21 protein-coding genes and 1 tRNA gene are annotated in these 25,419 nt (G+C 68.0%); 16 read left to right on the forward strand and 6 right to left on the reverse strand.

The annotated features are described in order from the left end of the window. Positions 1–62 precede the first annotated feature (62 nt). Entirely contained in the window at positions 63–1,712 is a 1,650-nt protein-coding gene (hcp, locus tag NTX40_06975) for a hydroxylamine reductase (protein MCX5648823.1), read from the forward strand. A gap of 131 nt (positions 1,713–1,843) precedes the next feature. Here the strand turns inward: hcp and NTX40_06980 are convergent, their stop codons facing one another. Next, a complete protein-coding gene (locus tag NTX40_06980; GenBank protein MCX5648824.1) occupies positions 1,844–2,326 on the reverse strand; it encodes a hypothetical protein in 483 nt (160 codons plus the stop codon). A gap of 464 nt (positions 2,327–2,790) precedes the next feature. Here NTX40_06980 and NTX40_06985 point away from each other — a divergent pair, with 464 nt between their 5' ends. The 3 genes from NTX40_06985 (at position 2,791) to NTX40_06995 (ending at position 6,198) form a co-directional block, all read left to right on the forward strand. Continuing rightward, on the forward strand, positions 2,791–3,261 hold the full coding sequence (locus NTX40_06985; protein MCX5648825.1) for a DUF2007 domain-containing protein: 471 nt from the start codon (positions 2,791–2,793) through the stop codon (positions 3,259–3,261). Positions 3,262–3,407: 146 nt separating this feature from the next. After that, positions 3,408–4,940 carry a xylulokinase gene (xylB, locus tag NTX40_06990; protein ID MCX5648826.1) on the forward strand — a complete coding sequence of 511 codons (1,533 nt, stop codon included), beginning with the start codon at positions 3,408–3,410 and terminating at the stop codon, positions 4,938–4,940. 400 nt (positions 4,941–5,340) lie between these two features. Beyond that, a complete protein-coding gene (locus NTX40_06995; GenBank protein MCX5648827.1) occupies positions 5,341–6,198 on the forward strand; it encodes a bifunctional methionine sulfoxide reductase B/A protein in 858 nt (285 codons plus the stop codon). A 60-nt stretch (positions 6,199–6,258) separates the two neighbouring features. Here the strand turns inward: NTX40_06995 and NTX40_07000 are convergent, their stop codons facing one another. After that, a complete protein-coding gene (locus tag NTX40_07000; protein MCX5648828.1) occupies positions 6,259–6,414 on the reverse strand; it encodes a hypothetical protein in 156 nt (51 codons plus the stop codon). 97 nt (positions 6,415–6,511) lie between these two features. Here NTX40_07000 and ltaE point away from each other — a divergent pair, with 97 nt between their 5' ends. Further along, positions 6,512–7,534, forward strand: a complete 1,023-nt coding sequence (gene ltaE, locus NTX40_07005; GenBank protein ID MCX5648829.1) for a low-specificity L-threonine aldolase — start codon at positions 6,512–6,514, stop codon at positions 7,532–7,534. A gap of 185 nt (positions 7,535–7,719) precedes the next feature. Then, entirely contained in the window at positions 7,720–8,631 is a 912-nt protein-coding gene (locus tag NTX40_07010) for a hypothetical protein (GenBank protein ID MCX5648830.1), read from the forward strand. A gap of 222 nt (positions 8,632–8,853) precedes the next feature. Here NTX40_07010 and NTX40_07015 read toward each other — a convergent pair whose 3' ends face one another. Next, positions 8,854–10,089, reverse strand: coding sequence for an argininosuccinate synthase (locus tag NTX40_07015; GenBank protein ID MCX5648831.1), 1,236 nt, complete (start codon positions 10,087–10,089; stop codon positions 8,854–8,856). 89 nt (positions 10,090–10,178) lie between these two features. Between NTX40_07015 and NTX40_07020 the strand changes: the two genes are divergently transcribed. The 10 genes from NTX40_07020 to NTX40_07065 all read left to right on the forward strand — a co-directional run bounded on the left by NTX40_07020 (position 10,179) and on the right by NTX40_07065 (position 18,516). After that, a complete protein-coding gene (locus NTX40_07020) occupies positions 10,179–10,991 on the forward strand; it encodes a methyltransferase domain-containing protein (protein MCX5648832.1) in 813 nt (270 codons plus the stop codon). A 478-nt stretch (positions 10,992–11,469) separates the two neighbouring features. Beyond that, a tRNA-Pro gene (locus NTX40_07025) sits at positions 11,470–11,547 on the forward strand. 35 nt (positions 11,548–11,582) lie between these two features. After that, positions 11,583–11,765 carry a hypothetical protein gene (locus tag NTX40_07030; protein ID MCX5648833.1) on the forward strand — a complete coding sequence of 61 codons (183 nt, stop codon included), beginning with the start codon at positions 11,583–11,585 and terminating at the stop codon, positions 11,763–11,765. Further along, positions 11,753–12,040 carry a type II toxin-antitoxin system RelE/ParE family toxin gene (locus NTX40_07035; GenBank protein ID MCX5648834.1) on the forward strand — a complete coding sequence of 96 codons (288 nt, stop codon included), beginning with the start codon at positions 11,753–11,755 and terminating at the stop codon, positions 12,038–12,040. The genes NTX40_07030 and NTX40_07035 overlap by 13 nt, the downstream gene beginning before the upstream one ends. Before the next feature lie 158 nt (positions 12,041–12,198). Further along, a complete protein-coding gene (gene truA / locus NTX40_07040; protein MCX5648835.1) occupies positions 12,199–12,951 on the forward strand; it encodes a tRNA pseudouridine(38-40) synthase TruA in 753 nt (250 codons plus the stop codon). Between the two features lie 135 nt (positions 12,952–13,086). Further along, positions 13,087–14,337: a hypothetical protein gene (locus NTX40_07045; GenBank protein ID MCX5648836.1), complete on the forward strand. Its 1,251-nt coding sequence runs from the start codon at positions 13,087–13,089 to the stop codon at positions 14,335–14,337. Between the two features lie 143 nt (positions 14,338–14,480). After that, a complete protein-coding gene (panC, locus tag NTX40_07050) occupies positions 14,481–15,338 on the forward strand; it encodes a pantoate--beta-alanine ligase (GenBank protein ID MCX5648837.1) in 858 nt (285 codons plus the stop codon). Positions 15,339–15,359: 21 nt separating this feature from the next. Then, positions 15,360–15,716 (forward strand): aspartate 1-decarboxylase, encoded by a 357-nt coding sequence (locus NTX40_07055; protein ID MCX5648838.1) that lies wholly within the window; start codon positions 15,360–15,362, stop codon positions 15,714–15,716. A gap of 23 nt (positions 15,717–15,739) precedes the next feature. Further along, positions 15,740–16,765, forward strand: a complete 1,026-nt coding sequence (gene lgt, locus NTX40_07060; GenBank protein ID MCX5648839.1) for a prolipoprotein diacylglyceryl transferase — start codon at positions 15,740–15,742, stop codon at positions 16,763–16,765. Continuing rightward, on the forward strand, positions 16,762–18,516 hold the full coding sequence (locus tag NTX40_07065; protein ID MCX5648840.1) for a HEAT repeat domain-containing protein: 1,755 nt from the start codon (positions 16,762–16,764) through the stop codon (positions 18,514–18,516). Before lgt ends, NTX40_07065 begins: the two co-directional genes overlap by 4 nt. A gap of 128 nt (positions 18,517–18,644) precedes the next feature. Here the strand turns inward: NTX40_07065 and lon are convergent, their stop codons facing one another. Genes lon through smc form a run of 3 tightly spaced genes read right to left on the reverse strand, consistent with a single transcriptional unit; the run spans position 18,645 to position 25,401 of the window. Then, entirely contained in the window at positions 18,645–21,056 is a 2,412-nt protein-coding gene (gene lon, locus NTX40_07070; GenBank protein MCX5648841.1) for an endopeptidase La, read from the reverse strand. 30 nt (positions 21,057–21,086) lie between these two features. Next, entirely contained in the window at positions 21,087–21,695 is a 609-nt protein-coding gene (locus NTX40_07075; GenBank protein ID MCX5648842.1) for a hypothetical protein, read from the reverse strand. 31 nt (positions 21,696–21,726) lie between these two features. Continuing rightward, positions 21,727–25,401 (reverse strand): chromosome segregation protein SMC, encoded by a 3,675-nt coding sequence (gene smc, locus NTX40_07080; GenBank protein ID MCX5648843.1) that lies wholly within the window; start codon positions 25,399–25,401, stop codon positions 21,727–21,729. Positions 25,402–25,419 lie beyond the last annotated feature (18 nt).

Below are 25,419 nucleotides of genomic sequence, written 5' to 3' on the forward strand. Positions count from 1 at the left end.
AGTCGAACTCGCGGCTTCGAAAGGAGAAATGGATGGGCCCGACCGACACGCAAGAGGCGAAGATGTTCTGCTTCCAGTGCGAGCAGACGGCCAAAGGAACCGGGTGCACGGTGCACGGCGTCTGCGGCAAGGACCCGACGACCGCCACGCTTCAGGACCTTCTCGTTCACGCGACCAAGGGCCTCGCGATGTACGCGCACCGCGCGCGGGCCCTCGGCGCGAAGACAAGAGAACTCGACGTCTTCGCCGTCGAGGCGCTTTTCACGACCGTGACGAACGTCAACTTCGATGCCGAACGCATCGCCCAACTCGTTCGCCGCGCCGCAACCTTGCGCGACAAGGCGAAGACGCTCTACGAGTCGGCGGCGAAGAAGGCTGGCAAGACGCCCGAGAAGTTGGGCGGCCCGGCAGCGTTCCAACCCGCCGGCGACCTGGACGGCCTCGTCGCGCAGGGACACGAGGTCGGCATCCTCGCCCGCAAGCGTGCGCTGGGCGAAGAGGCGACGGCCCTGGAGTCGCTGGTCACCTTCGGCCTCAAGGGCGCGGCCGCGTACGCCGACCACGCCCAAATCCTCGGCCAGTCGGACGACGGCGTCTATGCCTTCTTCCACGAGACGCTCGACATGCTCGCGCGCGAGAAGCCCAGCGCCGACGAACTTCTGGCCCGCGCGCTCGCCGTCGGCGAAGCGAACCTGAAGATCATGGGGCTCCTGGATGCGGCCAACACCGGGGCCTATGGCAACCCCGAGCCGACGGCGGTCCGCATCACGCCCAAAAAGGGCAAGGCGATCGTCGTAAGCGGCCACGACCTCAAGGACCTCGAAGAGTTGCTCAAGCAGACGCAAGGGACCGGCATCAACGTGTACACGCACGGCGAGATGCTGCCCGCCCACGCTTATCCGGGCCTCAAGAAATACCCGCACCTGGCGGGCAACTACGGCGGCGCGTGGCAGGACCAGCGAGATGAGTTCGACGCCTTCCCGGGGGCGATCCTCATGACGACCAACTGCATCCAGAAACCGCGCGATTCCTACATCGGCCGCATCTTCACCTCGGGCCTCGTCGCCTGGCCGGGCGTTCGGCACATCGGCGACCGCAACTTTAAGCCCCTCATCGAGGCGGCGCTTGCGGCCCCCGGCTTTGCGGAGGACGTGCCGGAAAAAACCATCCTGGTCGGCTTCGGCCACGCGGCGGTCCTCGGCGTCGCGGAAAAGGTCATCGAGGCCGTCAAGGCCGGGAAGATCCGCCGATTCTTCCTCATCGGCGGATGCGACGGCGCCAAGCCCGGACGCAACTACTACACCGAACTCGCCGAGGCGGTGCCCGACGATTGCGTCATCCTGACGCTGGCGTGCGGCAAGTACCGGTTCAACAAGTTGGCGTTCGGCGATATCGGAGGCATCCCGCGGCTGCTGGACTGCGGCCAGTGCAACGACGCGTACTCGGCCATCCGGATCGCGGGGGCCCTGGCGGAGGCGTTCGGCTGCGGCGTGAATGACCTGCCTCTCTCGCTCATCCTTTCGTGGTACGAGCAGAAGGCGGTGGTGATCCTGCTGACGCTCCTTCACCTGGGCATCCGGAACATCCGCCTGGGCCCGAGCCTGCCGGCCTTCGTGACGCCGGCGATGCTCAAAGTGCTCGCCGAGAAGTTCAACATCATGCCCATCTCCACGCCGAAGGCGGACCTCGAGGCGGCCCTGGCGGGGCGCTGAGAGGCTGTCTCAATTTCCTCTCCCATCAAGGGCGAGGGAGTTATGAAACAGCCTTTAAGGGAAATGGTTGCTGTCCGTCGCGGCGGGTGGGTCCATCCCCCACGACCCAGCCGCCTTCGGGCCCCGGCGCGCTACGGCTTGCCGGGCGAAGGGTCCGTCTCGGAGTCGTTCAGGGCTTCGAGGGCTTCGGCGTCGGCGAGGTCTTTCGTGCGGCCGGTGGCGCGTTTGTTTGCAAGGAAGGCTTCCCGGCCGATGAACGGCACGGGAACGTCGCCGTACGTGCCATGGACCTTCCCCCCGTCCGCCTGCTTCCAGGAGGCGCCGCTCAGAGAAGTGATAAGATCAACGCGAATGGGAGGAACGCCGAGTTGCACGACCTTGCCGGGCAGGCGAAAATCGTCTTCGGTCAATTCCAGGCTTCCGAAGCCGAACTCGTCCAGCGCCGCCAGAATCCGGCGCGCGTTGCCCGCGTCGGGCCGGACGTAAAGGTCCAAGTCGCCGGTGAATCGAGGCGCACCGTGGAACGCCAGGGCGTATCCTCCGACGACGAGGTATTCAACCCTGTGTTTGTTGAACAACGCGAGCAACTCTTTGAAGTCGGGGTAAACTTCCATAGTATTGCTTCCGGTAGGCCTCGACGGCGGCCAGGCGTTCGGCGGGCGGCCGGCTGAGCCAGTAGGCGAGGTCACGTTTGGCCGCCGCCGCATCGCCGAGGTCGCTCTTGCTGATGCGCTTTTCCATCATGCCGATAGTATAACGCGCCGCGGAGGACCGCGGAAGCCTTCTTTCCGCCGGCGGAAGCGGGTCCGGTTCCTCTCCATCCGATCATTCTACCATTTTCGCCGAGGGCCATCCATCGAATTGCCACGCCGGCCGACCCTGGTCAACTGGTCCTGGCCTTCGCTAAACCGCCCACGTGAGAAAGCATGGGGAAACTCCTGCGATTTTTGGTCTTGACACCCTTTTCGCGCTTGCTACACTCCGCGCCGAAGAGTGGGGCTCGCCTCTTCCGCAGGCGGGTCGAATCGCAGCAACGATCTGCCGGACTGCCGGCGGACCGGACGGAGGTCATGGGGCCATGTCGAGCAAACGCAGACGCAAAGACGAACCCGGCGAGCCTGAACCGTCGAAACCGAACCTCGGCGACCGCGACTACACCGAACTGGTGCTCGTCGTCCATGCGAACAATCTGTCCGAGGCCGAACTGTATCGGGCCGAACTGGAGGCCCACGGCATCCCGGCTGTCCTGGAACAAGGCAGTGCCGGCGTCGCGGGCATCCCGGACGTCGGGGCTGGAATCCCCGTCCTCGTGCCCGAGGAACTTGCCGACGAAGCCGCCGAATTCATCGCCGAAATCGAAACCACTAAATCGGAGGACCATGCCTTGGACGAGCGCGACGAAATCCTCGACAATGAGGGCGAAGGCGCCGAAGACCCCGACGAAAAACTCGACGAGGACGAAGAAGACTTGGACGACGAGGACCTCGATGAGGACGAGGACTGGGACGACGAAGACGACGAGGACACGGAAGACGAGGGCGAGAAGTAGTCCTCGCGTCTTCCCTGCTCGGCCGGCTCCGATCGTCTCGCGTGCGGCGCGCGTGGCCTGCGCTTCTTCGGACCCCCGCGCCGCCCGTTCCTGTTTCCGTGCGGGCTTCGCTCCACCCGAGCCATGAAAATGCGGAGGATCCGGACATGGCCTATCTCATCGGCATCGACATCGGAACGAGCGGCACGAAGACGCTTCTGGTGGACGCGCGCGGCAAGATCCGGGCCTCCGTCACCATCGAGTACCCGTCGTACGCCCCCAAACCAGCCTGGAGCGAACAGGTCCCCGAGGACTGGTGGCAGGCCGCCTGCAAGAGCATCCGACTGGCCTTGAGGAAAGCCAAGGTCCGGGGCGGCCAGGTCGCGGGCATCGGCCTCTCCGGACAGATGCACGGCTCGGTGTTTCTCGATAAGAACGGCAAGGTCCTTCGCCGGGCGATCCTCTGGAACGACCAGCGGACCGGCGAGGAGTGCGCCGAGATCACCCGCATGGCTGGCGGGCGTCGCGAACTTATCCAGATGGTTTCCAACCCGGCCCTCACCGGCTTCACCGCGCCCAAGATCCTCTGGGTCCGCAAATACGAGCCGCACCTCTACGAGCGCACCGCCCAGGTGCTCCTCCCGAAAGACTACGTCCGCTACCGGCTGACCGGCGAGTTCGCAACCGAGGTGAGCGACGCCTCCGGGACGCTCCTGCTGGACGTGCGCGAGCGGCAGTGGTCGCGAAAATTGCTCGCGCTCCTGGACATCGACGTAGCGCTCCTGCCGCGCGTGTATGAGTCGCCCGAGGTCTCGGGGCGCCTCACGCCTCAGGCCGCCAAGGTCACCGGCCTCGCCGCAGGAACGCCCGTCGTGGGCGGCGGCGGGGACCAGGCCGCCGGGGCCGTCGGCAACGGCATCGTCCGCCGAGGCGCCATCTCGGCGACGCTCGGGACGAGCGGCGTCGTCTTCGCCCATGCCGACTCCGTCGAGACCGACCCCAACGGCCGTGTCCACACCTTCTGCCACGCCGTTCCCGGCAAGTGGCACGTCATGGGCGTCGTCCTGGCGGCGGGCGGCAGCCTCCAATGGTTCCGCAACACGCTCTGCCAGGACCTCGTCGCGGCGGCGAAAAAAAAGAAAGTGGATCCGTACGACATCATCTCGGCCGGGGCGGCCCGCGTCCCGCCCGGCGCCGACGGCCTGTATTTCCTGCCCTACCTGACGGGTGAACGCACACCGCACGCCGACCCCGACGCCCGCGCCGCCTGGATCGGCCTCTCGAACATGCACACGCGAGCCCACATGGCTCGGGCCGTCATGGAAGGCGCCACCTACGCCATGCGCGATTGCCTCGAAATCATTCAGGGGATGGGCGTCCCGGTCAAGGAGATCCGCGTGGCGGGCGGCGGGGCACGCAGCCGCTTCTGGCGCCAGATGCAGGCCGACGTCTATCGCCAGGCCGTCTGGACCGTCTCGAGCGAGGAAGGGCCGGCCTACGGCGTCGCACTCCTGGCGGGCGTCGGCACGGGCGTCTGGAAAACGGTGCCCGAGGCCTGCGACGCCACCATCAAGACCCGCCGCAAAACCAGCCCCGACAAGAAGACCGTCGCGCGGTACGACGCCCTCTATCCCGAGTACGGCCGGCTGTACCACAACCTCCGCGACGACTTCAAGCGCATCGCCGCCCTGCACGCATGAACAGCACTCGAACGGCGGAGGCCACCCTATTTAGCCGGCGAGTTTCCCCCTTCGCCCTTCCGCCGTCGCCCTGCGGGCTATGGCGGACAGGTCGGGCTACGGCGGACGAGTACTCGCCGCGCATCAGCAGGCGCCCTCGGCGGTTAATCACCCGCTTTGACTTACGCGCGGCGGAGGGGGGTTCCTTGGGCTCGGTTGCGAGCCTACAATTCCGGAGAGGAGAAGGAGGAAAGCCGTGTTCGCGGTCTGGCTGGCGTACGTCCTCGCGTGTTGCGCCCTGGTCATGTCCGGGTGCGCCGAATCCGCTTCGCCTCCAGGAGACCGACCCATGAGCGCGACGACGCGAGATCCGACGGAGCCGGCCGCGAGTTCGGGCGGGGTTCAGGCCAGCCGGCGTCCGATGCCGCCCCTCAGTGCCGAAGAGCGCCGCATCCTTCTCGACAAGGGCACCGAGGGGCCGTTCAGCGGCAAGTACTGGGACCACTTTGAGGGCGGCGCCTACGCCTGCCGCCAGTGCGGGGTCCTCTTGTACCTGTCGGACAGCAAGTTCCGCTCGGACTGCGGTTGGCCGAGTTTCGATTCTGAAATCCCCGGCGCCGTCCGGAGGCAGCCCGACGCCGACGGCCGGCGGACCGAGATCCTCTGCGCCGCCTGCGGCGGACATCTCGGCCACGTGTTCGCCGGCGAGCGTTTCACGGAGAAGAACGTGCGGCACTGCGTGAACTCGGCGTCGCTGGTCTTCATCCCGGAGGCCGAACGCGCCGTGGGGCGGGCCTTCTTCGCCGGCGGATGCTTCTGGGGCGTCGAGCACGAGTTCGGCCAGGCGCCCGGCGTCCTGGCCGTCACGTCCGGCTACACGGGCGGCCACACCGAAAACCCCACGTACGAACAGGTGTGCACGGGCGGGACCGGCCACGCCGAGGCCGTCGAGGTCCGCTTCGACCCCAAGCGCGTCACTTACGAGCAACTCGCGCGCCTCTTCTTCGAGATCCACGACCCGACCGAGGTCAACCGGCAAGGGCCCGACGTGGGGAGCCAGTACCGCTCGGCCGTCTTCTACGCGGACGAGGAACAGAGGCGGACGGCCGAGGCGCTCGTTGCCCAACTCCGGGCCAACGGTTACGCCGTGGCGACCGCCATCGAGCCGGCCACGACCTTCTGGCCCGCCGAGTCTTACCACCAGGACTACCTCCGGAAGCACCCGGAGCGGCCCGTCTGCCACGCCCGCGTGCTGCGCTTCGACCAGCCCAAACGCTAGTTCCACCAAGCCACGTTCGTCGAGGCAAATCCCCTGCTCTGACTTACGCTCGGGGCGCGGTTAGCGGCGGCGGATGCGCGCGACATGAACGAAGATGGGCCAGGCGAGGAGCGGGATGAGGACCGCGGCGAGCGTGCCCTCGGGCTCGGGCGTCTTTTCGAAGCGGCGCTTCCCGCGGTACGGCCGGAGCGGGCCGGCCTTGGCCTTCTTCGACATAACCCTTGACCTCCCCTGCGGAAGATGGTCACCTTACGATACGTGCCCGGCCGCGGCGATGCAAGCGCCGGCCCGGCGCCCGCACGAGGAGCCGGCCATGATCGACCTGAGAAGCGACACGGTCACCCGCCCCACCGCCGCCATGCGCCGCGCCATGGCCGAGGCCGAGGTGGGCGACGACGTTCTCGGCGACGACCCGACCGTGGCGGCCCTCGAGCTCCGCACCGCCGAGATCCTCGGCAAGGAAGCCGCCGTCTACATGCCCTCCGGCACGATGACCAACCAGGTCGCCATCCGGACGTGGACCGAGCCGGGCGACGAGATCCTCATCGAGGCCGAGGCCCACACCTATTTCCTCGAGTCGGGCGGCCCGGCGGCCCTCTCGGGCGTCATGTGCCGCCTCATCCAGGGCGACCGCGGACGCTTCACCGCCGACCAGGTGCGGGCGGTCCTGCGTCCGGCGAACGAACACTTCCCGCGCACGCGGCTCGTGTGCGTCGAGAACACGCACAACCGCGGCGGCGGGGCGGTCTGGCCCGTCGGCCTGGTCGCCGAAGTCGCGGCGGCCGCACGCGATGCCGGACTGAAAGTGCACCTCGACGGCGCCCGTCTCTGGAACGCCTCCGTGGCCTCGGGCGTGCCCGAGAGGGACTACGCCACCCACTTCGACAGCGTGAGCGTCTGCTTCTCGAAGGGCCTGGGGGCCCCCGTCGGGTCGGCCCTGGCGGGCCCGCGCGAGTTCATCGCGCGGGCGCGGCGGTTCCGCAAGATGTTCGGCGGCGGCATGCGGCAGGCCGGGATCATCGCGGCCGGGGCCCTCTACGCCCTCGACCACCACCGCGAGCGCCTTGCCGAGGACCATGCCAACGCCCGGCGCCTGGCCGAGGGCATAGCCCCCCTGTCGGGCATTGCCATCGACCCCACGACCGTCGAGACGAACATCGTCGTCTTCTACGTAAAGGACATGCCGGCGGCGCGGCTCATCGAGCGCCTCGCGAAAATGGGCGTCCTCATGCTGGCCCGCGACGCCACGAGTGTGCGCGCCGTGACCAACCTGGGCGTGACGCGCAGCGAAATCGAGGAGACCATCGCGCAGGTCGCTGGTTGCGTAGGCGCGTAGCACCGCAGCTGTTCGAGCCCGCCGCGCAAGCGGCGGGGCATCCTCCCGGCCTCGTGCGCAGAACCAAGGGAGTGGTCGCTGGTGCCGTTTCCAGAAAGGTAGTACCACTTTCAGCGGGGTGGCACCCGGCGTACGGAAGTCACAGCACCTTTCTGGAAGCGGCACTAGAAGAAGGGAGACGCCTCATGCGATATGCCATGGTGGTGATGCTGGTGGTGTGCCTCGCCCTCCTGGCCGGCCGCACGGCGGCGGCCGCACCTGACGCACTGCCCGAGGGGGCGGGCGGCATCGCCGCCAAGTACCCCGGCGACTCAGGGATCGAAAAGGATGAGCGCGTGCTCCTCTACGAAAACTTCGAGACGGCCGCGCTCGACAAGAACCGCTGGACCGAAATCTCGAACAAGGCCGGGGCGCTTTCCTTTTCGGACGACGTTCCGGCGGCGAGCGCCGGGAAGAAGAGCCTCCTCGTGACAGCGACGCTCGGCGCGAACACGGGCGGGCACCTCTTTCGGCGGTTCGAGCGCGGCGTCGAGAAGATGCACGCCCGCTGGTACGTCCGGTTCGCCCCGGACTCGGACTACATCCACCATTTCGTGACGATCGTGGCGGAGTTGCCCGCCACGCGCTGGCCGACCGGCGGCGCAGGCGAACTTCCGGCCTGCGACAAAAAGTTCTCCACGGGCCTGGAACCGTGGGGACGATGGGGCAAACACCCCGCGCCGGGCGCGTGGAACTTCTACACCTACTGGTGGAAAATGAAGCAGAGCGGCGACGGGAAGTACTGGGGCAATTCCTTCATGCCCGAGCCCGCCGTCGTGCCCGAGCGCGGACGCTGGTACGCCATGGAAATGATGATCCAAGCCAACACGCCGGGCCGGGCCGACGGAAGGCAGGCGTTCTGGGTGGACGGGAAGAAGGTCGGCGACTTCGGCGGCATCGCGTGGCGCGCGAGCGCGGACCTCAAGGCGAACGCCTTCTGGCTGATGAGTTACGTGACGGAGCACTCCGCGAAGACGAACAAGGTGAACCGCGTGTGGTTCGACGACGTGGTGGTGGCGACGGAGTACATCGGCCCGATCCGCAAAGCGGAGCGGTAATTCCGCAACGCTATCTCAACGCAGAGACCGCAGAGAGCGCAGAGATAAGATTTTTTTACAAAAAAGGGCGGCGGGTCTCCCGCCTTCGCCGAGGCTACGGCGGACCGGCCTGACCCGCCACGCTATTTCTCAAGGGGCGAGGGACAAAGGGACGAAAGGCTGGAAAAACGCCTCCGTCCCTTCGTCCCTCTGTCCCTTCGTCCCTTCGTCCCTTCGTCCCTGTCAGTCCTCGATGCCTCCGCGGCGGGCGAGGATCTCGAACGGAATGCCGCGCACCAGGGCCGCATCCTTGCATGCCGTCTGCGCGAAGCCCTTGGCCTTGATGGACCGGATTTCGGGCGAGAAGAGGCCCGTCTCGGATTCACGGTGGACGATCGTGATGTTGCCCTTGTAGAGGCTGACGCGGTACTCGCCGGAGACGAACCGCTGGCTGGCCGCGACGAAAGCGTCCAGTTCGCGCTTGAGCGGGTGGTACCACATCCCGTGGTACACGAGGTACGCCCACTTGCGGTCCACGACGGCCTTGAACTCCAGTTCGTCCTTCGTCAGGCACCACTGCTCGAGGTCGCGGTGGAGGCGGAGGATGACGTGTGCGGCGGGGGCCTCGTAGATTTCGCGGCTCTTGAGGTCCATGATGCCGTCCTCGAACATGTCGATGCGTCCGACGCCATTCGCCCCCGCGACACAGTTGAGTTCCGGGATGAGTTTCCCCAGCGCCATCTTCTTGCCGTCGAGGTGGGTCGGAATGCCCTCGGTGAAGCGGATGGTGATCTCCGTGGGTTTGTCGGGCGCCTTTTCGGGCGGGACGAGCCACATCCAGATGTCGTCCGGCAGTTCCTGGTCCAGACCGATGGCGCCCGAGGCGATGGATCGGCACCACAGGGTCTTGTCGTCGCCGCCCTCGATCTGCTCGTCCACGGGGACGCCCCACGCCTCGCAGAGCGCCTTCTCTTCGCCGCGCGTCAGGTCGAAGTCGCGGACCGGGACGAGGATCTGGCACTTCGGGGCGAACATCTTAAAGACGTTGTGCATGCGGTACTGGTCGTTGCCCTTGCCGGTCGATCCTTCCATGAGGGCGTCGCAGCCGAGTTCCTTGCCCTTGAGCGCCACCTCCCTCGCCACCAGTTGCCGCGTCATCGACGTCGAGACCGGATAGCCCTCGTAGTCGGAGTTGGCGCGGATGGCCTTGGCCAGCCAGTTCTCGGTGAACTCCTTCGTCACGTCGAGCATGATGGGCTTGACGCGGAGGACCTTGGCCTTGGCCTTGGAGACGGCGATTTCCTCGTCGCCCTGGCCGACGTCGCACGTGATGGCGACGATGTCCCGGACCTTGTAGGCGCGCCGCAAGAGTTCAACGGCCAGGCTCGAGTCCAGGCCCCCGCTATAGGCCAGCGCGACCTTCTTGACCTTGGGCACGGGGGTGGCGAAAATCCTGGCTTCGATTGCTTTCACGTCCATCGGTTCGTATCCTTTCGGTTCGGCCCGGCTCGGGCCTTACAGGCAGGTTTTTTAGCGTCGCGGGGGCCGGTTGTCAATGGGGTTGTGGCGTGAGAGCAGACGGCGAAGCGGTTCCTCTTCCGATTCTGGACGTCCGCGCGGCGGCGCGGTTCCTGGCCGGCCACGCCCCCGGCGCGGTCAGTATCCCGCTCGACGAACTCGCCCGGCGGGCCCACGAACTGCCGCCCAAGGGCTCCGCGGTCCGCCTCTACGACGACGACCCGGCCCGCTGGAAGGCCGCCGCCGAGGCCCTTCGCCTCCGGGGATACGCCGTTCAGCCGGCGGCCCTTGCCGCGGACGACCTGCGGGAGTGCGGACCTTCGCGGGCGGCGCTCTGGCGACCCGGCCCGTTTCTCGTCGAGGCACTCGAGCACATCGCCGCCGCGACCGGATCGCTCGCCGGCCGCGCGCTCGACATCGCCTGCGGCACCGGGCGCGATGCCGTGTACCTGGCGATGCGCGGCTACGAAGTGGACGCCATCGACCGTCTGCCGGACGCCCTCGAGCGCGCGCAGGACCTCGCGCGGCGCTCGGGCGTGCGCCTGAACACAATCCAGGCAGACCTGCGGCGCGAACCGGTCCTGCCGGCGGAAAGGTACGACCTCGTGACGGTGCTGCGGTTCCTGCATCGGCCCCTTCTGCCGGCCATTCGCGAATGTGTCGCGCCGGGAGGGTTCGTCGTTTACGAGACGTTCCACCGGCAGGACCCGGGGCGGGAAGGCCGGCCGCTCGACCCCGGCCACACCGTCGCGGACGGCGAGTTGGCGGCGGCGTTCGACGGTTTCGAGCTGGTCCTCGCGCGCGACGGCATCGCCCGCGGCGGGAGGATGTTTTCCCAGTTGCTCGCCCGCCGACCCCGATGAGGGCCGGCTGAGCAGGGCGCTGCGCCGGCGGCGAGGTACGACCTTGACAGACCAGAGCGGTTGGCTCATAATCCAGTCGCGTGGGATGGGAATCCAAGGGGGCTGCCTTCGGGCGGCCCCACTATCGGGGCGTAGCGCAGTTTGGTTAGCGCGTCCCGGCGGGAAGGTCGCTGGTCAAGAAAGACGCGGTGTTTTGGGTATACATCCTCCGCAGTTTGCGAAACGGGAAACTTTACATCGGGAATACGAACAATCTGGACCGGCGGGTGTGGCAGCACAAGGAGGGGCGGGGAAGCCGATTCACGGACCAGAACGGGCCGTGGGAACTGGTGTATAAGGAAGAACATCCGGATCGTGTCTCTGCCGTGAGGCGCGAACGGTATCTGAAGAGTGTTGCGGGTTCGCGGGAGAAGAAGCGGTTAGCCGGCGCGAGGGCAGGCGGTTCAGTCGAACCAAAACTTGACGACGCAAATTCGGTCGGGGCGTAGCGCAGTTTGGTTAGCGCGCCTGCATGGGGTGCAGGAGATCGCTGGTTCGAATCCAGTCGCCCCGACCATCTTTCCGCCGCAGGCGGATTAAGGGAACCAAATCATGGTCGCCAAGGAAGCCGCAAGGCACGTCATCGACGCCATGCCCGACGATGCCAGCATGGACGACATCATTCATGCCCTCTACGTCCGCGCGAAGTTTGAGCACGGCGAGGGCGAGATACGTCAAGGCCAAGGCGTGCCGCACGAGGAAGTCCGGCAGAGGCTTCAGAAATGGCTCAAGTAATGTGGGCGCCGGCGGCGCTTGCAGACGTTGAAGCCATTGCCCAGTACATTGCCCGGGACTCCGCGGACAACGCGGCCCTTTTCGTCGCCCGGCTTATGGAAGCCACCGACCGCCTCGCCCGCTTTCCGGAATCCGGCCGCATCCTTCCCGAGATCGGCAACGCAGCATGCCGCGAGGTTATGGTCGCCCCTTATCGCATCATGTACCGCCTCGAAACCGACCAGGTTTGGATAACGGGCATCGTTCACGGCGCGCGGAACTGGATGCCGGAATAGCGCGGCTTCCGGCCGACCCAGACATGAAGACCGGACCTGCGGGCCGGAGCAACAGGCACATTTCCATGGGTCCTCGTTGGTCTGGCACTGCTCCCCCGGGTATTTTCGGCGGAACGGTATGACTGGCGGGCGCGCCGGCCGGCCGGTACACTCGGTTCATGCGGTGCATCCGAATGACGGTCCAGTACGACGGGACGGCCTACCACGGCTGGCAGGAGCAGCCGGGCCTCGTGACCGTCCAGGGGACGCTGGCGGAGCGGCTGGCGACGATCCTCGTGGAGCGCCCCGCCGTCGAGGGCGCGAGCCGGACCGACGCCGGCGTCCATGCCCTCGGGCAGGTGGCGGCCGTGCAGACGGAGCGCGACATCACGCCGGCGCGCCTCCAAGCCGCGCTCAACAGCCGCCTGCCCGATGACATCGCGGTGGCCGACGTGGCCGAGGCGGCGCCGGACTTCTCCCCCTCGCACGATGCCGTCCGCAAACATTACCGCTACCGCCTCTACCGCGGCCGGGCCAAACCCATCTTCGAGGCACGATACGTCTGGCACTGGTACCGGCCGATCGAGGTGGAACCGATGCGGGAGGCGGCGCGGCTCCTGGTGGGCCGGCACGATTTCAAGAGTTTCGAGGGCCGCGGGACCGGCCGCGAGAACACGGTCCGCGAGGTCTTCCGCCTCGACGTCACCGAAGCCGGCCGCGAAATCCATTTCGACGTCGAGGGCGACGGTTTTCTCTATCGGATGGTGCGGAACCTGGTGGGAACGCTGGTGGAGGTCGGGCGCGGGCATCGGACGGCCGAGTGGGTGGCCGAGGCTCTTGCGGCCGGGAGCCGGGAAGCGGCAGGCCCCACCGCCCCGCCCCAGGGCCTCTGCCTGATGGCCGTACACTACGCCGCCGAATCGGTCGGGTAAACCCCGCTGCCGGCCCCATTTCCCGGGGAACCGGCGCCCTGCTCCGAGCGTCTAAATGTATTGAATCGGGCGCGCGGCTACGTTATCATGACGGCCGAAAAAGAGATCCCGGCCCCAAGGAAAGGACTCACCCCAATGCTTGCAAGCGACGCCGGCGGCTCCAGAGCCGCCCTGGTCCTGGCTGCAGTGCTGTTCGTGGTCGTGGCCCTTCCTGGTGCGGGGCGTGCGGAGACGGCGGCCGCGGCGATCCTTCCCCCGCCACCGGCTGTTTACACGACATACCTCGCCGCCGTTACGAAGATCCAGGGCGATTCCTTCCAGTTCGAGTGGGAGGGGCGGACGATGACGATCCGCCTCCGGGACGCCGATTCGAGCGACCTGGACCCCCCGCGCCTCCAGAGCGCCGCGTTCCTCGCTGCGCAACTGCTCGAGGCGGAACCGTTCTGGATCTTCCCCTGCGCGCCGCTGAATCCCGGCGCGCCGGGAGAGGTCCGAGCCCGCGTGTGGACGAAGAAGGGCTGGCTCTCGGAAATCCTGATCAAGTCGAACCTGGCGAAGCGGCGCAGCGACATGGCCGCGGTAACGTTCACTCCGGCGGAGGCCCCGCCTGCCGCGGCGCCGGCGGACGTCCCGCCGCCTCCGCCGCCCGCCTTCGCCGCCCCCATCCAGCAGATCGTCGCGGGCGACACATTCGAAGTTCAGCGCGAGGGCAAAACCGTGCGGCTCCGCCTCTACGACGCGGCATGCGCGGCGGACGCGGACCGTGCCAAGGAACTGGCCGCCAAGACCCTGGGAACCGGACCGGTCTGGATCTTCCCGTCGAGCCAGCGGAAACTGGGACCCGAGAACGACCTGCCCGTGCGCATCTGGACCCGCGAGGGCTGGCTCGCGGACGCGCTGGTGAAGGCCGAGGCCGCCAAATACTTCGCCGACCCCGACAAGGCCCTGGAAGAGCGGATTGTGAAGAAGGGGGCGGAGCCGGCTCCACCGACCCCGGCTCAGACGCCGGCGAAGCCGACCGCGGGCGCACCAGGTTCTTCGACGCCGGAGAAGACGGTCTGGCGCCGAGTCGGGGTGTCGACCGCCATGAAGAGCACACACACCATCGAGAGCACCGTTTTCAAGATCCCCACTGCGAAATGGCGATTCTCGTGGAACCTGAAGCGCGTCATGCAACATGCAGCCATCCATGTCAACGTTTGCTACGTGGACCCGCGATATTCGGAGGTGAAACGGTCGATCACGCCGGCGGAAAGTTTCACGGCCGACCAAGGCAGCACGATCATCCGCCACGTGCCGGGCCAATTCTATCTGCGCATCCAAGGTGCGACAGCGTTGAACGTCGTCGTGGAATACATGGAACCGGCGGCATCCCCGGCCCCCTGACCGCCCCGACGCCCGGGCAGCCCCTCCCTCCTTCGCTTCGCGGCCGGCGGGTCCCTTGTATGCAGGCCCCGGGGGGGCTATAATGCCCGGTCGCGGGTGCATCGACCGCCCGTGCCGACGACGGGACGGACGCCGGAGAGGCCATGGCGGCGGTGGCAGCGACAATCGGGCAGGTCCGGGAGGCCGTGCGGGAAGCGCGCCGGCGGGGCGAGCGGGTCGGACTCGTCCCGACCATGGGGGCGCTGCACCACGGCCACGTGGGCCTCCTGCGGGCCGCCCGCGCGGAAAACGGGTTCGTCGTCGTCAGCCTCTTCGTGAACCCGACGCAGTTTTCGCCCGGCGAAGATTACGAGTCGTATCCCCGGCCGCTGGAAAAGGACCTGAAGATTTGCCGGGACGAAGGCGTGGACCTCGTCTTCGCCCCGCAGCCGGCGGAGATGTACCCGGCGGGGTTCGCGACGACGGTCCACGTCGCCGGGATGACCGAAAAGATGTGCGGGGCGTCCAGGCCGGGACATTTTGACGGCGTGTGCACGGTGGTGGCGAAACTCTTCGGCATCGTCCGCCCCGACGCCGCCTACTTCGGCGAGAAGGACGCCCAGCAACTGGCGGTCGTCCGGCAGATGGCACGGGACCTGAACCTGGCCGTCGAAATCCGGGCGTGCCCGCTCGTGCGGGACGCCGACGGCCTGGCGACGAGCAGCCGAAATCAGTACCTCTCGGCCCCCGAGCGCGCCAGCGCGCTGGTGCTGGGCCGGGCGCTCGCCCAGACGCGCGAACGGATCGAGGCGGGCGAGCGCGATGCGGCGAGCGTGGCCGACGGCGTCCGCCGGCTCGTCGGCGAGGAGCCCGGCGTCGCGCTCGAGTACGTGGCCGTCGTCGACCCGGACACGCTGGCGGACCTGGAGCGGATCGAGGACCGGGCGCTCGTGGCCCTGGCGGCGCGGGTCGGCCGGACGCGCCTCATCGACAACGTGCTCCTGCGGAACCTCGGGGGCTGAGAACGGAGGACGGATAGACTGATGCAGATCAAAGTGCTGCGCGCAAAAATCCATCTGGCGACCGTAACCGAGACGCGCCTCGACTACGAGGGGAGCATCACCCTCGACAAGGACCTGATGGAGGCCGTGGGCCTCGTGCCGGGCGAAGCGGTCCTCGTGTCGAACCTGGCGAACGGCTCGCGCCAGGTGACGTACGCCATTCCGGGCGATCGCGGCGGCGGGGCCGTTTGCCTCAACGGGGCCTCGGCCCGTCTGGCGGCGGTCGGCGACCACCTGATCATCATGGGCTTTGCGTACCTCGGGCCCGAGGAACTGGCCGGCCACGTCGCGCGAACCATCGTGCTGGGCGAGAACAATTCCATCGTCCGCGGCCCGTAGCCGGCCGCTCTCAGGAGAACGTGGTGCGCCCCATCCTTTTTCGCCTGGCGCTGCCCGGCACGGAACACGCCCTGACGATCTACGGGTACGGGGCGATGATGTGCCTCGGGTTTCTGTCGGCCATCCTGGTGGCCGCCTGGCGGGCGCGGAGCCGGAGGCAATCCCCCGACGTCATTTACAACGCGGGGCTCATCGCGTTCGTGTGCAGCGTGTTCGGCGCGAGGCTCTTCTATGTTCTCCAGTACCGCGAGCACTTCCGGTCGGCCCTGGACCTCGTCGCCATCTGGGAGGGCGGCCTGACGTACTACGGGGGTCTCGTGCTGGGCGCCGCGGGCGTCGTCGCGTATCTCCGGCTGTCGCGCCGGCCGGTGCTTTACTGGCTCGACATCGTCGCCCCGAGCCTGGCGTTGGGCTTGGCGTTCGGCCGGATGGGCTGTTTTCTGAACGGGTGCTGCTATGGCGATGAATCTCACCTGCCCTGGGCGTTCGCCTGGCCCGTCGGGTCCATCCCCTGGGAGCACTCTGCGAACGCGTTCCTCGCATCCGCGGGCCTGAAGGGGGCGATTCTTTCCGCCGAGGGCTTCGGCCCGGCCCTCGGAGCGGTCACGGGTTCCCTGGCGGGGGCGCGCCAGGCGTGGACGATCCACCCGTCGCAACTGTACTCGCTGGTGAACGCGGCCGGGCTGTTCGCCGTCCTCCACCTCGCCTTCCGGTGGAAGCGTCGGCACGGCCAGATCTTTTTTTTCTTCATCCTCCTCTATGCCGTCAGCCGATTTCTCCTGGAGTACACGCGGGCGGACGAGGCGGAGACGTATCTTCTGGGGCTGCCGACGCTCCTGAGATGGCTGGGCCACGGCGCGGCGGCGGGGAACCTGGGCGGCCTGACGATCAGCCAGAACGTGGGGGCGGCGATGGCGGCCGCGGCCGTCGCGGCTCTGGTGTGGCTGAACCGGAGCACCCATCCGCATCGGCGCACCGACTACGAACCGCCTCCCGACGAACCGAGCCCCGCCGCGGGCTCCAACCAACGAAAAGGAAAACGCCGATGAAAACCCGCCTGACAGCCTGCGCCGTGCTCGCCTGCGCCGCCGCCCTCGTGCCGGCGACGATCGCACGCGGACAACCCTACACCCTGCGCCACCTCGCCCAGCCGGGCGACCAATACGTCTTCGAGCAGACCCTGCGGACCGAAACCGTCCAGCACCGGGGGGAAAACAGCCGGCGGACCGTCACCGAACAGACCGGCACGCGCGAGGAGTTGACGGTCGAGGCGAAGATGGAACCGCCGTCCGTGCGGGTCGTCATCTTCGAGCCGCCGCAGGAGGAACGCCTCGTCTCGCTCGAGGAGAACGGCAAGGACCGCCTCCCGGACGTGCCGGAAAACGCACGCCGGCAGACCAGCCCGCCCCAGATCAACCTCGACGAGCGCGGCCTGCGGGGCGAACCCGCCGAACCCATCAAGCCGGTCGAGAATCCGACGGTCGCCCTCTCACTGTTTTTCGGGGCCACGCGATACCTGCCCGAGCAGGCGGTCAGCCCCGGCGACGAGTGGTCGCACGACGCGGACTTCGGCGCTGTCCGCGGGACCGTCAAGACGAAGTTCGTCGAGGTCAAGACGGTCGGCGGCCTTGCGTGCGCGGTGCTGGACGTGACGGCCACGGCCGCGCTCGCCGGAGAGATCGCCGGACGCATCACCGTCGAAAAGATCGAGTCACGCATGTCCGTCGCGCTGGACGGGAGCGGGTTGCAGCACATCACGGCCACGAACATCCTGGGCGAAAAGGGCGATGCCGCCGAACAACGCGTCACCCGCACGTTCGAGGCCAAACGCGTCAAGACCGCACGGCTCGAAGGCGACGACCTGGCGAAAGCCCGGGCCGACGCCGAACGCCTCCGCCGCGCCTTCGAGCAGGCCCAGAGCGACGACCTCGCGGCCGCCGTCGAAACCCTCCAGGCCTACATCCAGGAGATGCCCGACGGCCGGTGGACCCCCGCCGTGAAGACCCTTCACGCGAACGTGCTCCAGCGCCGGCTCCTGACGAAACCGCTGCCGCAGAACGACCTGCGCGTCGTCCTGAGGGACCTGAGGCGGGCCCACGACCAGGCCAACGCGCAAGGCAACCCCGCGGATCTGGCGGCCGTCCGCAACGCCGCCGGACAGGTCGCCGCCGCCAACCTCCAGGCCATCCTCAAGGATTCGTCGGACGAGGACCCGGTCATACGCGAGTTGGCGCTGTTCGGCATGACGTTTTCCGCGGACGCGTCGGCCCGGCAGAGGCTGGTGGAAATGACGAAGGACACCAGCCGAAGCGTGCGCGCCGCCGCCGCCATCGGACTGGCCGTCCAGCAGAAACCAGTCGATTCGGACCTCCTGCTTCGGCTCCTTAAGGACCCCGAGGAGCAGGCCCGCGGCGCCGCCGCCATCCTGGCCTACCGGACGCTCAAGCGAGAGGACGCGGGCGCGGCCAAGGTGCTGCCGATCCTCATCGAGAACCTGGCGATGAAAAACTTGTGGGCGCGGGCGCAAACCGTCGGGGCGATCGGCCTCCTGGCGCCCGCCGGCTCCACCCAGGCCGTCGGCGCCGTCCTGGGCGCCTTCAAGGCCGAGACCGCCGGGGATCTCAAGCCCATTTATCTGAATGCCCTCGAGCAGATCACGGGCGTCAAAGGCGAGGACGTCAGCGTTTATGAGGCGTGGCAGGTAAAACAGGCGGCGCCCGAGAAAGGCGAACCGAAACCCGGCGAAACGGGCGAACCCAAGGAGCCGAAGCCCGCCCCCAAGGACACCCCGAAGGGCTAGAACTGGTTTCACAACTAAAGGGTGGCGGGTCTCCTGACCCGCCACCCTCCCAAACGTCTTGGAAATCGCGGCGGTTCAGGAGAACCGCCGCGCATAAAATACGAAACCAGGGCTAGCGCCGCCGGAGGTTACGCCTCCTCGCGGCGATAAAGGTGCGTGTCGGCACGGGCGCGGAACTGGCTCCTGAGACCCGGAACCACCTCGCGCAGGCAGTCTTCCACGCGCTCGACGAAGGTGAATCGGATCGCCCGACGGACCTCCTCGGGAATCTTCTCCAGGTCGTCCTCGTTGTCGCGCGGCAGGAAGATCTGCGTGATCCCCTCGCGGTGGGCGGCGAGGACCTTCTCCTTGATGCCGCCCACCGGCAGCACCCTTCCCTGGAGCGTCACTTCGCCGGTGATGGCCACGTCGTTCCGCGCCGGCCGGCCCGACAGCGCCGACGCCAGCGCGCAGACGACCGGCAGCCCCGCGCTCGGTCCGTCCTTGGGGGTGGCGCCTTCCGGCACGTGGACGTGGATGTCCACGGTGTGGCGCATCGGGATGGTTCCCGGGCGGGCGCATTTCGCGCGCACCCACGAGAGGGCCGTCTTGACGGATTCCTGCATGACGGCGCCGAGTTGGCCGGTCAGCGTCAGTTCCCCCTTGCCGGGCATGCACGAGACCTCGATGGCCATGCTCCGCCCGCCGAACTCGGTCCACGCCAGGCTCGTGACCGTGCCGACGCGTTCGGCCGGACCGGTGGGCTGGCGGCGGTAGGGCGCCGGGCCGAGCAACGCGCGGACGCGCTCGCGCTCAAGGACGCGCGGCCCGGCGGGCTCGCTCGAAGGGGGTGCGGCGGCGACCTCGGCGGCGACCTCGGCGGCGACCTTCCGCAGCATCCGCGCCAGGCACTTCCGCAGGTTCCGGACCCCCGCCTCGCGCGTGTACGCCTCGATGACGTGGCGAAGGACGTCCGTCGGCAACTCGACGGCGCCGGCCCCCAGGCCGTGCGCCTCCATTTCCTCGGCCAAGAGGTGGCGCTGGGCAATCGCGACCTTCTCTTCCAGCGTGTACCCCGCCAGTTCGATAACCTCCAGGCGGTCCAGCAGCACCGGCGGGATCGACGACGCCAGATTCGCCGTGCAGATGAACAGCACCCCCGACAGGTCGAACTCGACCTCCAGGTAGTGGTCGCTGAAGGCGTAGTTCTCGTCCGGGTCGAGGACCTCCAGGAGCGCGCTGGCCGGGTCGCCGTGCGCGTCCTCGCCCATCTTGTCGATCTCGTCCAGAAGGAACACCGGGTTGCGGACGCCCGCTTTGCGGATGGACTGAACGACGCGCCCGGGGAGTGCGCCGACGTAGGTTCGCCGGTGGCCTCGGATTTCCGCCTCGTCCCGCACGCCGCCCAGGCTCTTGCGGACGAAGCGCCGGCCCAGCGCCCGCGCGACGCTTTTGGCGAGGCTCGTCTTGCCGACACCCGGCGGGCCGACGAAGCAGAGGATCGGCTCCCGCATCCGCTTCGAGAGTTTTTTGACGGCCAGGAACTCCAGGATCCGCTCCTTCGGCTCCTCCAGACCGTAATGGTCCTCGTCGAGAACCTGCTGAGCGTGCCGCAGGTCCAGGTTGTCCTCGGTCGAGGCGGTCCACGGCATGTGGATGAGCCAGTCGAGATACTCGGTGATGACGACGGACTGAGGCGAAAGGGGGAGCATGCGGCCGAGGCGGGCGTGCTCCGCCAGCGCGAGGCGTTGGACCTCCTCCGGCATGCCCGCCGACAGGATTTTCTCCCCCAGTTCCGCGATCGAGGCACCGGCCGGGTCCTCCTGGCCGAGTTCCTCCTCGATCGCCCGCAACTGCTCCTTCAGGAAATACTCCTTCTGGCTCTGCTTGAGGCGCGAGCGGACGCGGTCGCCGATGCGGTCCTGGATTTCCAGCAGCGAAATCTCGTTCTCCAGGACCTCGGCCAGGGCGTTCAGCCGGTCGCCCGGCTCCGTCATCTCCAGCAGGCGCTGCTTATCGGAGAACGGGATCACCAGGTACGTCGCCACCAGGTCCGTCAGGCGGCCGACGTCCGAGGCCTGGCTGACGAGCCGGCCGACGCTTTCCGGCAGGCTCGGATTCTTCCCGAGGTAGGAGAAGAACCGCGCCTGGACTGTGCGCATGAGGGCCTCGGCCTCGGCATCCTCGCAGACGGGCTCCTGGATCGGCTCGGCCTCCGCGCGGAGGCATCCGCCTTCGGCGCTCACGTTCGCCGCGCGGGCCCGCTCCGACGCCTCGACGATCGTCTTGTAGATGCCGCTCGCTTCCCGGAAACACTGGAGGACCTCGCCGACGCAGCCGACCGCAAACAGGTCCTTGCCTTCGGGGTCCGCCAGGTCCGGGTCGCGCTGGGCGACCAGCAGGATGCGGTGGTCGGCGGCCATGGCCGCGTGGACGGCCGTCACGGAGGGTTCCCGACCGACCTGGAGCGTCATCACCAGGCCGGGAAACGCCACCAGCCCGCGCAACGGAAGGACCGGCAGGCGTTTCGGCGTCGTCGAGGCTTGCGGGTCGTCGGGCATTAGGCGCTCAACCTCTATCGGAGCCCCGCGCTACGGGGGCGGATTCTTCTTGAAGAGCCAGCCCTCAAACGCGCACCGGACCACGATCGGTTCGGATTCCACAATCGCTTTCTCTGCGACGGCATCCTCTTTGAAATCAAAAACGACGCCCGCCGTCAGTTTCAACTCCGTCTCGCCCGGCCTGAAGTACCTCGTGAAACCGCCGCCCGTATCCGGCCCGCACGGACCCCAGAAGTAGAAACTCGCGAGCGCATATTCCCGGCACCACGCACCGTCCGGGGCAAGCGTCACGCTTCTCGGCGCCTCCGACCGCCGCGCCCGAACGTCCGCGTAAACTGGCGCCTCTTCATGCCCCTGCGCGTCGCGGAGAAAGAGCCCAAGGAGCGGAAACAGCACGTCGCCGGATTCGTCCTCTCCGGGCAGAGGCCTTGGCAACGTCAGGCGGACCGGCTCCGCGCTGGAGTTGCGAATCGTCACGCGCACGCGCTCCGGGAGGCCCGGCCCGTCCGCGCCGACGCGCTCGATCGTGCAAGCCAAGTTCTGCGGCTCGGCGTCTCGGCCGGCTGTGGCCGCGCAGCCTGCCCCGGCCACCGCTGCTGTGAGAAGCGCGAGGAACGCACTTGAGATTCGCCAGACCATGCGTCCGATTCTCCGGGGCCTCCGCAGCGGCTCAGCCGACGGTCGCGGCCTCGGCCGCTTCCTGCGTTTGCGGCGTCTCCTGCGGCTGAGGCGTCTCCTGCGGCTGCGACGTCTCCTGCGGCTCGGCCGGTTCCTCGGCGAGGAGGCCCTGGTCGTGCAGGTCGCTGAACTTGACGCTGACTTTGCGCGAGACGCCCGGCTCTTCCATCGTCACGCCGTAAAGCACGTCCGCGATACTCATCGTGCGCTTGCTGTGCGAGATGATGACGAACTGCGACTGGTCGAGGAACTCCCTGACGAGCGAGACGAAGCGGTCGATGTTCGCCTCGTCCAGCGACGCGTCCACTTCGTCGAGGAGGCAGAAGGGGCTCGGCCGGGCACGGAAGACCGCCAGCAAGAGCGCCACCGCGGTCATCGCTTTTTCGCCGCCCGACAGGAGGCTGATCCGCTGGAGTTGTTTGCCCGGCGGGCGGGCCACGATCTCGATCCCGCTCTCCAGCACGTCCGTTTCGTCCTCGAGAAACACATCGGCCTTGCCGCCGCCGAACAGTTTCCGGTACAGTTCCTGGAAGTGACCTCGCACCGCCTGGAAGGTGGTTATGAAACGTTCGCGGCTCTCGCGGTTGATGCGTTCGATGAGGTTCGCCAGGGCCGTCTGGGCCGACACCAGGTCGTCGCGCTGTTTCTGGAGGAACTCGGCCCGTTTCTCGAGGGCTTCCTGTTCCTGGAGCGCCTCGATGTTGACCGGTCCGAGGCGGTCGATCTTGCCCTGGAGATCCTTGATTTCGGCGGCGACGGCGTCCCAATCCACCTCTTCCGGCTGCCACTGGGCGTAGCGTTCGGCGAGGTCCATCTGGAAATCATCGCGGACGCGCTCGACGAGGTCGTCGCGCTTGGTCTGGACTTCCCGCCGCGCCAGTTCCCGCCCGTGAATCTCCCCCTGGAGGCGTTCGATCTCGCCCTCGATCCCGCGCTCCTTTTCGCCGAGGGCGGCGACGCGGCCGCGCCGGTCGGCGCCCGCTTCGGCCAGGCGGCGGCCCTCGGCCTCGGCCCCCTGCTTCTCCAGGAACAGGCGCGCCAAGTCCGACTGGATCGCCAGCATCGTCCGCTCCGAATCCCGGATGCGGGTCAGGCACTCGGCGAGGTCGGCCTGGCTCTGTTCGATGCCCTGGGCCGTCGCCGCCGCGTCCCGTTCGCTCGACGCCACCTGGTCCACCAGGGCCGTGTGCTTCTCCCGAAGGCGAGCCAGCGCCACCCGCGCCGCCGTCCGCTCCTCCTCGAGCGCGGTCCGCGCCTCCAGGAGCGTTTCCTGCTCGGCGACGAGGGCGTCGATGGATCGCTGCTGGTCGGCGGCCTGCCGGTCGAGGCTGGCGATCTCTTCCGCGAGGGCGGTGCGCTCCCCGAGGAGCCGCTCGCGCTCCGCCCCGAGGTCCGCCAGTTCGCTTTCCACGAGCGGGGCCTCGGCCGACAGTTCCTGGCGCGTCTCCGCCAGGCGCCGCTGGTGCCCTTCGACCTCGACCCGGACCATCGACGCCTCGTAAATCTCCTGGCGGAGGGCCTGCTGCTCGACGTCGAGGGCCTGAAGTTCCTCGACGGCGCGGCGTCGGCGGGCGTCGAGCGCCTCGATTTGCCGGGCCGCCGACTCCTGCTCGGCCGCGATGTTCCTCAGTTCCGACCGCCGCGAGATGAGGCTCGTCTCCGGGCCCGGCGGGCCGACGGCGACCGACCCGTCCGCTTCCAGCACGTCGCCCGTGAGGCTGACGAAGCGGTATCCGCGCAGCGGCCCGCGCGCCAGGGCGACGGCGCCTTCGAGGCTCCGGACGACGACCGTCCGCCCCAGGAGGTGCGCCACGGCCGGGAGGACGGATTCGTCCACGCGGACGTACTGCATCGCCCAGCCGACCGCTTCCGGATAGGCCGCGAGGTCTTTGCCGTCGGCGGCCGGCTCGATCGCGTCGAGCGCGAGGAACCGGACCTGGCCGGGGAGCGTGCCCGCCAGGTCGCGCGCCAGCACCAGGACGTCGTCCAGGCGTTCGGCGATGAGGAGTTTTTCGGCGGGCCCGAGGGCGGATTCGATGAGGACGGCGTGAGCGACGTCCACCTCGATGAGGTCCGCCACCATGCCTCGCCATCGGCCGGCGTGGCCGTTGGTCCGGATCGTTTCGCGGACGCGGCGGACGGCGGCGGGAATGCCTTCGCCTCGCTTCTCCAGGTCCTCCAGGAGTTCGCGTCGGCTGGCGAGGGCGGAGGCCCGTTCTTTCGCGCGGGCGAGTTGTTCGCCGACGCTCTCGACTTCTTTCTGCTTGGCCTCGGCCTCGTGGCGTTTCTCTTCGAGTCCGCGCCGGCGTTCGGCGACGGTCGCCTCCAGCCGGGCCGCCTCGGCCTTCAATTCCACCTCGCGTTCGCGCAGGCGCTCCAGGTGGGCGGCGATCTCGTCGCGCCGCTTCGCGAGACGCTCCGCCTGGGCCGACAGGTTCTCAAGGCGCAGGTCGAGGCTCGCCAGCCGGCTCGAGCGCTGGCTTTTCTGCTGCGCCAGGTCCATCAGGTGTGCCTTGGCGTGCTCGATGCGGCCGGTGAGCGTGCGGACCCTGTCGGCGGTTTCCTGGAGGCGTTTTTCGATGTCGGCGACGGCCGTCTCCTGCCGGGCGGCCAGGTCGGCCACCTCGGCGAGGTCGCGCCGGCGGGATTCCACGAGCGCCTGGACCTCGCGCAGGTGGGCCGAGAGGTCGCCGATCTTTCGCCGGTCGCGCTCGACGATCTGCTCCAGTTCCCCGACGCGCGTCCGATGGAAGCCGATCTCGTTTTCTCCCGTCGCGATGGCCGAGCGGATCTCGCTCAGGCGGGCGTCGGTGCGGCGGGCCTCGCCCTCCAGTTCCATGAGTTCCGTTTCGAGGCGGCTTCGCTCCTCCTCCAGGGCCGCCAGCGCGCCGGATTCGCCGGCCCGCGCGTCCCCCAGGTCCCGGAGTGCCGACTCGTGGGCCTCGAGCGCCGTCGCCTGTTCGTGGTACTGGCTGAGGGCGTAGGAGACGCGGAGTTCCTTGAGGCGTTCGGTGTACTGGAGGAAGTTACGGGCCTTGCCGGCCTGGTACTTGACGCTGCGGAGGCGTTTTTCGACCTCCTCGAGGATGTCGCCGAGACGCACGAGGTTCTGCTGGGTGCGTTCGAGTTTCCGTTCGGCCTCGCGGCGTTTGGACTTGTACTTGGAGACGCCGGCCGCTTCCTCGAAGATGATGCGGCGTTCCTGGGGATTGGACTGCAGGAGGACGTCCACCTTGCCTTGCTCGATGAGGCTGTAGGCATCGACGCCGATGCCCGTGTCCATGAAGAGTTCGCGGATGTCGCGCAGGCGGCAGGGCTTGCGGTTCAGGAGGTATTCCGACTCGCCGCTGCGGTAGAGGCGGCGGCTGACCTCGACCTCGGTCGAGTCGATGGGCAGCAGGCCGCTCGAATTGTCGAAGGTGAGCGTGGCTTCCGCGAAGCCGAGGCTCCGCCGGCTTTCGGAGCCGGAGAAGATGATGTCGGCCATTTCGCGGCCGCGAAGGCTCTTGGCGCTCTGTTCGCCGAGAACCCACTTGACGGCGTCCACGACGTTCGACTTGCCGCACCCGTTCGGGCCCACGATCACCGTGATGCCCGAGTCGAAATCGAAGCGGGTGCGGTCGGCGAACGACTTGAAGCCGAACACTTCCAGTCGCTTCAGTTCCACTTTGCGAGCGCTCCTTCC

This window comes from Planctomycetota bacterium, assembly GCA_026387035.1.
GTDB lineage: Bacteria > Planctomycetota > Phycisphaerae > FEN-1346 > FEN-1346 > JAPLMM01.

Coding starts and splice junctions, on each gene's coding strand:
- NTX40_07065 (MCX5648840.1), top strand. CDS start 16,762: ATGAAAACCCGCCTGACAGCCTGCGCCGTGCTCGCCTGCGCCGCCGCC.
- ltaE (MCX5648829.1), top strand. CDS start 6,512: ATGATCGACCTGAGAAGCGACACGGTCACCCGCCCCACCGCCGCCATG.
- NTX40_07000 (MCX5648828.1), bottom strand. CDS start 6,414: ATGTCGAAGAAGGCCAAGGCCGGCCCGCTCCGGCCGTACCGCGGGAAG.
- NTX40_07055 (MCX5648838.1), top strand. CDS start 15,360: ATGCAGATCAAAGTGCTGCGCGCAAAAATCCATCTGGCGACCGTAACC.
- NTX40_06985 (MCX5648825.1), top strand. CDS start 2,791: ATGTCGAGCAAACGCAGACGCAAAGACGAACCCGGCGAGCCTGAACCG.
- NTX40_06980 (MCX5648824.1), bottom strand. CDS start 2,326: ATGGAAGTTTACCCCGACTTCAAAGAGTTGCTCGCGTTGTTCAACAAA.
- NTX40_07075 (MCX5648842.1), bottom strand. CDS start 21,695: ATGGTCTGGCGAATCTCAAGTGCGTTCCTCGCGCTTCTCACAGCAGCG.
- NTX40_07030 (MCX5648833.1), top strand. CDS start 11,583: ATGGTCGCCAAGGAAGCCGCAAGGCACGTCATCGACGCCATGCCCGAC.
- lon (MCX5648841.1), bottom strand. CDS start 21,056: ATGCCCGACGACCCGCAAGCCTCGACGACGCCGAAACGCCTGCCGGTC.
- panC (MCX5648837.1), top strand. CDS start 14,481: ATGGCGGCGGTGGCAGCGACAATCGGGCAGGTCCGGGAGGCCGTGCGG.
- NTX40_07035 (MCX5648834.1), top strand. CDS start 11,753: ATGGCTCAAGTAATGTGGGCGCCGGCGGCGCTTGCAGACGTTGAAGCC.
- NTX40_07045 (MCX5648836.1), top strand. CDS start 13,087: ATGCTTGCAAGCGACGCCGGCGGCTCCAGAGCCGCCCTGGTCCTGGCT.
- NTX40_07010 (MCX5648830.1), top strand. CDS start 7,720: ATGCGATATGCCATGGTGGTGATGCTGGTGGTGTGCCTCGCCCTCCTG.
- xylB (MCX5648826.1), top strand. CDS start 3,408: ATGGCCTATCTCATCGGCATCGACATCGGAACGAGCGGCACGAAGACG.
- NTX40_06995 (MCX5648827.1), top strand. CDS start 5,341: ATGCCGCCCCTCAGTGCCGAAGAGCGCCGCATCCTTCTCGACAAGGGC.
- truA (MCX5648835.1), top strand. CDS start 12,199: ATGCGGTGCATCCGAATGACGGTCCAGTACGACGGGACGGCCTACCAC.
- NTX40_07015 (MCX5648831.1), bottom strand. CDS start 10,089: ATGGACGTGAAAGCAATCGAAGCCAGGATTTTCGCCACCCCCGTGCCC.
- hcp (MCX5648823.1), top strand. CDS start 63: ATGTTCTGCTTCCAGTGCGAGCAGACGGCCAAAGGAACCGGGTGCACG.